General features: G+C 61.4%; 9 protein-coding genes. 3 read left to right on the top strand and 6 right to left on the bottom strand.

Annotated elements, in window-relative coordinates:
* The 4 genes from NKH52_RS13490 to NKH52_RS13475 form a co-directional block, all read right to left on the bottom strand.
* A partial coding sequence (locus NKH52_RS13490) for an NAD-dependent epimerase/dehydratase family protein (RefSeq protein ID WP_352731611.1) occupies positions 1–580 on the bottom strand: 580 nt, incomplete at its 3' end.
* Positions 580–1,854, bottom strand: coding sequence for a nucleotide sugar dehydrogenase (locus NKH52_RS13485; RefSeq protein ID WP_352735927.1), 1,275 nt, complete (start codon positions 1,852–1,854; stop codon positions 580–582). The genes NKH52_RS13485 and NKH52_RS13490, both read right to left, overlap by 1 nt.
* A 43-nt stretch (positions 1,855–1,897) precedes the next feature.
* Positions 1,898–3,175 carry a sugar transferase gene (locus tag NKH52_RS13480; protein WP_352735929.1) on the bottom strand — a complete coding sequence of 426 codons (1,278 nt, stop codon included), beginning with the start codon at positions 3,173–3,175 and terminating at the stop codon, positions 1,898–1,900.
* Positions 3,176–3,540: 365 nt separating this feature from the next.
* The gene (locus NKH52_RS13475; protein ID WP_352735930.1) at positions 3,541–4,131 is read right to left on the bottom strand and encodes a biotin transporter BioY; all 591 of its coding nucleotides are present in this window, start codon (positions 4,129–4,131) and stop codon (positions 3,541–3,543) included.
* A gap of 117 nt (positions 4,132–4,248) precedes the next feature.
* Here NKH52_RS13475 and NKH52_RS13470 point away from each other — a divergent pair, with 117 nt between their 5' ends.
* Entirely contained in the window at positions 4,249–5,175 is a 927-nt protein-coding gene (locus tag NKH52_RS13470) for an MBL fold metallo-hydrolase (protein WP_352735931.1), read from the top strand.
* Positions 5,176–5,207: 32 nt separating this feature from the next.
* Here NKH52_RS13470 and NKH52_RS13465 read toward each other — a convergent pair whose 3' ends face one another.
* Together NKH52_RS13465 and NKH52_RS13460 are read right to left on the bottom strand one after the other, a co-directional pair.
* Positions 5,208–5,993 (bottom strand): DUF1499 domain-containing protein, encoded by a 786-nt coding sequence (locus tag NKH52_RS13465; RefSeq protein WP_352735932.1) that lies wholly within the window; start codon positions 5,991–5,993, stop codon positions 5,208–5,210.
* A gap of 80 nt (positions 5,994–6,073) precedes the next feature.
* A complete protein-coding gene (locus NKH52_RS13460) occupies positions 6,074–7,702 on the bottom strand; it encodes a fatty-acid--CoA ligase (protein ID WP_352735933.1) in 1,629 nt (542 codons plus the stop codon).
* Positions 7,703–7,885: 183 nt separating this feature from the next.
* Here NKH52_RS13460 and NKH52_RS13455 point away from each other — a divergent pair, with 183 nt between their 5' ends.
* Entirely contained in the window at positions 7,886–8,242 is a 357-nt protein-coding gene (locus tag NKH52_RS13455) for a hypothetical protein (protein WP_013532740.1), read from the top strand.
* A gap of 143 nt (positions 8,243–8,385) precedes the next feature.
* Positions 8,386–8,775: a DUF427 domain-containing protein gene (locus NKH52_RS13450; protein WP_352735934.1), complete on the top strand. Its 390-nt coding sequence runs from the start codon at positions 8,386–8,388 to the stop codon at positions 8,773–8,775.
* Positions 8,776–8,780: the final 5 nt, after the last annotated feature.

The following is an 8,780-nucleotide window of genomic DNA, read 5'->3' as shown; positions in this document are numbered from 1 at the left end:
GGCGACCCCAGGGACCATAGACGGTGAAGAAGCGAAGCCCGGTCGTCGGCAATCGGAACAGATGGCTGTAGCTGTGCGCCATCAGTTCGTTGGCGCGCTTGGTCGCGGCGTAGAACTGCAGCGGATGGTCGGCCGGACGATGTTCGGAAAACGGCATGTCGGTGTTGGCGCCGTAGACACTCGACGTGCTGGCATAGGTCAGGTGCGCGACGGCGCTGTTGCGGCAGGCCTCCAGCATGTTGGTGTAGGCGATGATGTTGCTTTCGACATAGGCATGCGGGTTTTCCAGGCTGTAGCGAACCCCGGCCTGGGCGGCCAGATGGATCACCCGGTCGAATGCATGGTCGGCAAAGCAGGCGTCGACCACGCTCTTGTCGGCGAGATTGCCGCGGATGAAATGATAGCCGGCATTGGTCTTGCGGCTCGCCTCGTCCAGAAGCCGCAGCCTCGCCTCCTTGATCTGCGGATCGTAGTAGTCGTTGACATTGTCGATGCCGACGACCTCGTCACCGCGCTCCAGCAGCCGCTTGGCTACGTGATACCCTATGAAGCCGGCCGCGCCGGTGACCAGAACCCTCATCAGAAGCGCCCATCCGTAACATGCCTGGGGAACAGACCCTTGATGTCGTAGATGACGCCCGGGGTCTTGCAAAGCGCCTGCAGGCCGTCGACGCCCAGCGCGCGGAACTGCCTGTGGCCGACGGCCACGATAACGCCGTCATAGCGCTGATCGGGAATGTCCTTCATGCTGGCTATGCCGAAGGCACGCGCGCATTCCTGCGCGTTGACCCAGGGGTCCCATATGTCGATGCCGGCATTGTATTCCTTCAGTTGGGCAACGATATCGGCGACCTTGGAATTCCTCAGGTCCGGACAATTTTCCTTGAAGGCCGCGCCCATCACCAGAATCCGGCTGCCAACGACAGGTATTCCCTTGCGCATCATCAGGCGGGCCGTCTGATCCGCCGCGTGCTGACCCATGCCGTCATTGATACGACGGCCGGCAAGAATCACCTCCGGATGATAGCCGAGTTCCTGGGCCTTGTGGGTGAGATAGTAGGGATCGACCCCGATGCAGTGGCCGCCGACGAGACCAGGCGTGAAGCGCAGGAAATTCCATTTGGTGCCGGCGGCTTCCAGCACTTCGGACGTGTCGATGCCGAGCTTGCCGAAGATAAGCGACAGCTCGTTCATCAGCGCGATGTTGAGGTCGCGCTGAGTGTTCTCGATGACCTTGGCCGCTTCGGCGACCGCAATGCTCGAGGTACGGTGTGTGCCTGCCGGCACGATCGAGGCATAGAGCGCATCGATACCTTCGGCCGCTTCCGGCGTCGAGCCGCTGGTGACCTTGACGATCGTTTGCAACCGATGCTCGTGGTCGCCCGGATTGATGCGCTCGGGACTGTAGCCGAGAAAGAACCCCTCATTGTAGCGCAGGCCCGAATGTTTCTCGATCAGCGGAGCGCACACCTCTTCCGTGCAGCCGGGGTAGACCGTCGATTCGAAGATCACCACCGCGCCTGGCGAGATGACCTCACCGACCAAAGTCGATGCCATGATCAGCGGTTTCAGATCCGGACGGTTGGCCCTGTCGATCGGCGTCGGAACCGTGACGATGAAAATCCCGCAATCGCGCAGATCGGCCTTGTCGGTGGTGAATGTCAGCCGCGACGCAGCACTGATCTCATCGCTGCTGGCTTCCAGCGTATGGTCGTCGCCACACTTCAGCGCGTCCACCCTCGACTGGTCGATGTCGAACCCGACGACATCCCTGGTGGCGCCAAAAGCGACCGCCAGCGGCAGGCCGACATAGCCAAGCCCGATGATCGCTATTTTCCTGGAGGCGAGATCCATCTGCTTCCTGCGCTTGCTATTCCAGAGCCATGCTTCGCATTGGTTATCGCGCACCAAAGCCGGTAAGCATCGTTTTCATTGTCTTGAGGGTTATCAAAACGTCCAGCCAAGGCGAAAAGTTCTTTATGTAATAGAAATCATAGTGCAATTTTTCCATAACGTCATCGACGGCAGCCACATGCCCCTGATTTACTTGTGCCCACCCACTTATGCCTGGCCTGACGATATGCCTGTAGCGATAGAATGGCAGCTCAGCCTCGTACCACTGTGACAGCACGACAGCTTCCGGTCGCGGTCCGATCCAACTCATTTCGCCACGCAGGATGTTGATGACCTGCGGCAGTTCGTCGATCCTGGATTTTCGCAGGAAACGCCCGACTCGGGTGATGCGATCATCATCGCGCCTGGTGATCGCCCTCTCCTTGTCGCTGCCGGCGCCAGAGTGCTGGCGCATCGAGCGAAACTTGTAGACCGTGCAGATCTTGCCCCGGTAGCCCATGCGTTGCTGGCGAAACAGCGCAGGACCATCGGAATCCAGCCGGATCAGCAGCGCTATCAACGCCAGAACGGGGGAAAGAACGATAATCAAGACAAGTGCCGAGACCCAGTCGACCGCCTGCTTGATCTTGAGATAGGCCTGGTTCGGATTGAGTGAACCAAGCGTGTTTTCCGACAGGTGCTCGATCTCGACCCGACCGGTCAGCGACTCTCTGACCTGCTTGACGTGGTATACGGGCGTTCCCGAAAGGGCCCGATCCGCGATGTATCGTTCCCATTCCGCGCCAAGATCGGCACGCAGATCAACGACCACGCCGCTGGCTCTTTCGATTATCGTACTGGTCGACTTGATCCAAAACCAATGCACACCCGGTAACGTCTTGAGGCGCTCGACATCTCCGCCGGGAATCACCACGAGCCGGTACGGATCGAGACGCCGCGTCAACAGGCTCAGGCCGAAGTACCAGAGCGTGGACTGCGTGAAACTGGCGGCGGCCTGAAACCGGCTGTACTCGAACCGAAAAAAGAAGATGGTCAGGAAAACAGCCCCGTAGGACAGGGCAAATGTCGGCAAGATGTAACTTGCCGCGGCCACGCCCGGGAAATTTCCGATGCGGCGATAGGACAAGAAGCCCACAAGGTGCGCGATGACCGCAGCGGCCACCGTGACCTGAAGATTGGCCGAATAGATAAATTCAGGATTGAAGACAATCCGGATGATCGCCGGCGCAAAAATCGCGAATGTCAGTCCGCCAAGCAGTTGAAACCGAATCCTGAACAGGAAGTGCCGGCTTCCGACAATAGTCGACGCTGCGACATTCAACGTCTTCCCCCCTTCCCCGAAGCTGCCGTGTCGGCGACAGACCAGCGCGATAGTGCATCTGACCTGATCGCTCACAACAACGAATCGGACGTCTCGCCCCCCGGCGATTCGATACAGTCGAAGACCAAGGGCTACGACAGTGCGGCGGCACCAGCAAGCATCTATTTCTTAGGTCAACAGTTCGGGGAATTGAAAAGCCTGGGCTAATAAAGCGGCTTGATGATCATTACTGAAGATGTCGCAGCGTCTAGGGCGATATAACCGACAATCTATCGAGGTTGGCGGACACCAGACCGGAAATCGGCCAGTCACGTCGCTCCGGCCAGTGGCTTGATTGCCCCTGGCCGTTTCTTCGATCGCGCGCTTCAGCCGCGCTTGAGCAGCGTCCAGACGGCCGGCACCAGGCATGCCGCCAGAGCCACCTTGATCAGGTCGCCGATGATGAACGGCACGACGCCGAACTGCCACGACTTCTCCGGACCGATGAGCAGCGCCAGCCAGGCAAAGCCCATTGCCATCATGACGACTTCGCCAACCAGCATGGCGTTGAAAAGCTTGATCGGATGGCGGTCCCAGCCGCGATCCGCGGCCCAGCCGACAATGGCCGCCATGACCACAAAGCCGGCGAGATAGCCGCCGGTCGAGCCGAGCATGTATGCAATGCCGAGACCCTTTTCAGGCGTGCTCTGGAAGACGGGGAAGCCCATGGCGCCCTCGGCCATGTAGAGCAGCAGGGTGGCGACGCCGAGACGGATGCCGAAGGCGGCGGCGATCAGCAGCACGGCCAGCGTCTGCATCGAAATGTCGACCGGCCCGAGCATAACCTTGGTCTTGGCCGACAGAGTCAGCACAAGCGTTCCGGCGATGGCCAGGAAAAGCTGCGTTGCCAGCCGCGCCGCGCCATTTTGCGGCAGAGCCAGAGAAACAAGCGGACGCATCGTAGTTGCAATTGCCATGGTATTTCCCCAATCCGATTGCCGCACACCGATGTTCGCGGCCTCACATCCTCCTATATTGGCTTGCGTGTTATGCGGCAATCGGTTTTGCCGTTTCCCGAAACAAGGCACCGACGCATGGCACTGAAATTCGATACCGGCTTCGACCCCTTCTATGGCCAGGGGGTGAACGTCGCGCCCGATGTCCAGCGCATCACGGCCCGCAATCCAAGCCCTTTCACCTTTCACGGCACCAACAGCTACATAATTGGCCGCGATACGCTGGCGGTGATCGATCCGGGGCCGGATGACGAGGCGCATCTGCGGACCCTGCTCGGCGTGATCGCAGACCGGCCGGTCAGTCATATCTTCGTCAGCCACACGCATCGCGACCACTCCCCGCTGGCGGCCCGGCTGAAAGAGCGCACCGGCGCCCTCGTGCTGGCAGAGGGGCCGCACCGGCCGGCAAGAGCCCTGCATATCGGCGAGACCAATGCGCTCGATGCCAGTGCCGACACGGCTTTCGTCCCTGATGTCGCCCTGCCCGACGGCGAGGTGGTCGACGGCGACGGCTGGTCGATCAGGACGGTTCTGACCCCGGGCCACACCGCCAATCATGCGGCATTCGCGCTGGAAAGAATTGGCGCGCTGGAGGGAACCGGCATCCTGTTTTCGGCCGATCATGTCATGGCCTGGGCAACCTCCATCGTCGCCCCGCCGGATGGAGCGATGGCCGACTACATGGCCTCGCTGGATCGCTTGATCGAACGCGGGGACCGCTTGCTGTTGCCCGGACATGGCGGGCCGGTGACGGCACCGCGTGCTTTCATGCGCGGGCTGAAGACGCACCGCAAGATGCGCGAGCGCGCCATACTGGAGCGGGTCAGAGAAGGCGATCGGACGATTCCCGACATGGTCAAGGCGATCTACAGGGACACCGACCCGCGGCTGCATGGCGCCGCCGGATTGTCGGTGCTTGCCCATCTCGAGGACCTGACGGCGCGCGGCCTGGTTGTGACCGATGCCGCACCGGCCATCGACGGCATTTTCACGCCGGCCGGATAGGCCAACCTGGACCGCTGCCAGGTGCCAACGCCTTATTCGGCCGGCGCGGCGCCAACCTGACCGGCGACTTCCTGGTCGAGTTCCGCCAGGAATTCGGTGATGCGCGCGGCATTGTCGCCAAGGTCGTAGCGGCCGTAGCGGGACGCCGACCGCATGTCGACGATGACCGTGTCGCCATCGTCCGTCACGCGGATCGCCACATCGGCGGGAAGGCCGATCACGAAGCCCTTGGCGACGGCGGTGATGGTCACCTCGCTTTGCCCGGCGAGATCGGGATAGGGCTCCGATAGATCCCAGTCGCGCCGGTCGAGTACGGTTTCGACGGCATTGACGACAGTCTCGAACGGCAGGTCGTAGCTGCGTGCGCTGACCAGCGGATAGCTATCGGTCTGCAGCCGCTGTTCACCAGGCGTCGACGGTGCAAGCACGTTCATATCCTTCGTGCGGTCGCTCACGTCGAGCGCCGGCGGTTCGTCGAAATCCGTCGAGATATCTCTGAGCGGCGGATAGATCGTCGCCCAGTAGGCGGCGACGCCATAGGGTGCGAGCACCAGCAGCGCCAGCAGCGCGCCGACCGTCAGGTCGCGGCCGCCGCGGTCGCCGAAATTCCAGAGCCGCGAAAAGGCAAACCCGGCAAACAACAGCGCTATCGCCGCCAGCAGCGCGACAATGCCCAGCACCCACAGAAAGACAGGTGTTTCGACGAGATCGAAGCGATGGCCGACGAAGACCGTCAGCAGCAGCACCAACGAAAAAGCGGCCGTGCGCCGCGACCAGCCGGCCGCCTTCGACGTTTGCCGTTCAGGAATGCTAACCATCGTTTTCCGTGCTGCCCCAACCCGAACGGAGATTTAGTGCCTTTTTGCGATGGCATGAAGCCGAAACATGCACCATCGCGTCAATCCGTCGGCAAGCGATAGTCCTTGAATTGCTGGCGCAAGGTGATCTTCTGGATCTTGCCGGTGGCGGTGTGCGGAATTTCACCGACGAAAGCGACATCGTCCGGCATCCACCATTTGGCCACCTTGCCGTCCATGAAGTCGAGAATGTCAGTCTTGGTCGGTTCCTTGCCCGGTTTGCGGACGACGACCAGCAGCGGCCGTTCGCCCCATTTCGAATGCTGAACGCCGATGGCTGCCGCCTCGGCGACATCGGGATGGCCAACAGCCAGATTCTCGAGGTCGATGGTCGAAATCCATTCGCCGCCGGACTTGATGACGTCCTTGGCGCGATCGGTGATCTGCATATAGCCGCCGGCGTCGATGTGGGCGACGTCGCCAGTGTCGAACCAGCCATCCTCATCGAACTGCTCCACGCCGGCGCCGCCATAATAGGCACGGGCAACGGCCGGCCCACGCACTTTCAGGCGGCCAAATGTCTTGCCGTCCCAGGGTTGCGCATTGTTGTCGTCGTCGGTCACCTTCATTTCGACGCCGAACGGCGGATAGCCCTGTTTCTGCTGGACATCGAGCCGGGCCTCGCCCTCAAGACCGGCATAGTCCGGCTTCAGGGTACACAGCGTGCCGAGCGGCGACATTTCGGTCATGCCCCAGGCATGGATGACCTGGACATCGTAGTTCTGCTGGAACTTGGTCATGATCGCGCGCGGGCAGGACGAGCCGCCGATGACAACCTTGTTGAGATAGGGAAGCTTCTTGCCGGTCTCCTCCAGATGCTGCAGCAGCATCATCCAGACGGTCGGCACGGCGGCGCTGAAGGTCACCTTCTCGGTGTCGAGCAGTTCATAGATCGAGGCGCCGTCCATCTTGCAGCCCGGCATGACCAGCTTGGCGCCGATCATCGGCCCGCTCTGGCCAAGGCCCCAGGCATTGGCGTGAAACATCGGCACGACAGGCAGGATCGTATCGCGCGACGACAGTCCCATGGCGTCGGGCATGGCAGCGATCATGGCGTGCAGCACGTTCGAACGATGGCTGTAGACGACGCCCTTGGGATCGCCCGTGGTCCCGGACGTGTAACACATGCCGGCGGCGGTGCTTTCGTCGAAGGTCTTCCAGGCGAAGTCGCCATCCGCTTCGTCAAGCCAATCTTCATAGGCGACCGCGTTGGGCAATGTCGTCGGCGGCATATGCGCCCTGTCGGTCAGCACGATCACCTGTTTCAGCGATTTTACGGCGCCGGCGATTTTCTCGAGCAGTGGCACGAAGGTCAGGTCGACGAAGACTGCCTTGTCCTCGGCATGGTTCATGATCCACACGATCTGCTCGGGAAACAGCCGCGGATTGAGCGTGTGGTAGATGGCGCCGATGCCCATGATGCCGTACCAGGCCTCGATATGGCGTGCGGTGTTCCAGGCCAGCGTCGCGATGCGGTCGCCCAGCCCATAGCCGTCGCGCTCCAGCCGCTGGGCGACCTTCAGGGCACGACGATGGATGTCGGCGTAAGTGGTACGCACGATCGGCCCCTCGATCGAGCGCGTCACGATTTCGCGCACGCCATGCTGCCGCTCGGCATTGTCGATGAGCTTATGGCAAAGCAGCGGCCATTCCTGCATCAGTCCCAGCATTCGGTCCTCCCTCACGCTTTTGCGTTGCGCTTTTCGGGCTATTGTGGAGCGAACCGGCGGATTGTCCAGCCGCCAATACGGCCGAGCGCTGCATTGGTGGAAAACCGCCACAATCCGGCCATCGTCGGCGTTAAGTTTCGTTAACGGGCAAAGGGGTGCGATTGGCGACTGAAAGAGGTTCGCATGGACGCGCAGCTCGACGACAAGGCTCTCGAGAGTACGCTTGCCGAAAGTCTGGCCGATCTGGTGCCGGACACAAAGACTGTTTCCGAAGATGAATTTGTTGAAGTTGTCGGCGGCGCGCTGGAAGCGGTCGGCGGCACGCTGCTGTTCAAGATGTGCGTCCAGAACCAGGGCGAGGACCAGCACGTCGCGGCCGCGTCAGTCGGCGATGGCGGAAACCGCCAGTTCCTGCTGCTCACCTTGCCTACCGGCGGCGGTTCCTTGAAGGTCGAGACCGTATCGAGAAGCAGCAACCCGGTCGCCGGGATCGCTGCCGCCTATGCCGGTCTCATGGACGTGTTCAAGGCCGCTGCCTGACAGCTGACGACAAGTATCTCGAGGGTTCCAAGGCGCGATCCATCGGCGTCGGCCCGGCAAGTTTTGCGTGCTGGATGGCGATAGCGGCTTGCACAATGCGCTTGCGCGACACACTTTAAAGTCGACGCAAGGAGAGCCCCTGCATGGATCAGATCGCCAACCCCGCACCCGGTTTCCAACGCAACCCGGACAAAATCATCACCATCGAGCCCTATGCCGGCACCGTTACCGTGCGTGCCGGAGACGTGGTCATCGCTTCAACAGCGGAGGCCAAGGTGCTGACCGAGGCCCCCTATCCGGCGGCCTTCTACATTCCGTTCGCCGACATCGATTTCGGCAAGCTCGGCCGCACCGACCACTCGACCCATTGCCCCTACAAGGGCGATGCATGCTATTGGAGCGTGCTGCCTGCCGGCGAGACCGGCCAGAACGCCATGTGGGCCTATGAGCGGCCTTTCGACGAGATGGCTGAGATCCGCAACCACGGCGCATTCTATGCCAGCAAGGTCACGATCGAAGCCAAACCGGACTGAGCCGA

It is taken from the genome of Mesorhizobium sp. M1066 (genome assembly GCF_040318635.1).
Lineage (GTDB): Bacteria > Pseudomonadota > Alphaproteobacteria > Rhizobiales > Rhizobiaceae > Mesorhizobium.
This window is presented reverse-complemented; position numbering and strand designations above follow the sequence as displayed.

Coding starts and splice junctions, on each gene's coding strand:
- NKH52_RS13485 (WP_352735927.1), bottom strand. CDS start 1,854: ATGGATCTCGCCTCCAGGAAAATAGCGATCATCGGGCTTGGCTATGTC.
- NKH52_RS13475 (WP_352735930.1), bottom strand. CDS start 4,131: ATGGCAATTGCAACTACGATGCGTCCGCTTGTTTCTCTGGCTCTGCCG.
- NKH52_RS13470 (WP_352735931.1), top strand. CDS start 4,249: ATGGCACTGAAATTCGATACCGGCTTCGACCCCTTCTATGGCCAGGGG.
- NKH52_RS13465 (WP_352735932.1), bottom strand. CDS start 5,993: ATGGTTAGCATTCCTGAACGGCAAACGTCGAAGGCGGCCGGCTGGTCG.
- NKH52_RS13460 (WP_352735933.1), bottom strand. CDS start 7,702: ATGCTGGGACTGATGCAGGAATGGCCGCTGCTTTGCCATAAGCTCATC.
- NKH52_RS13455 (WP_013532740.1), top strand. CDS start 7,886: ATGGACGCGCAGCTCGACGACAAGGCTCTCGAGAGTACGCTTGCCGAA.
- NKH52_RS13450 (WP_352735934.1), top strand. CDS start 8,386: ATGGATCAGATCGCCAACCCCGCACCCGGTTTCCAACGCAACCCGGAC.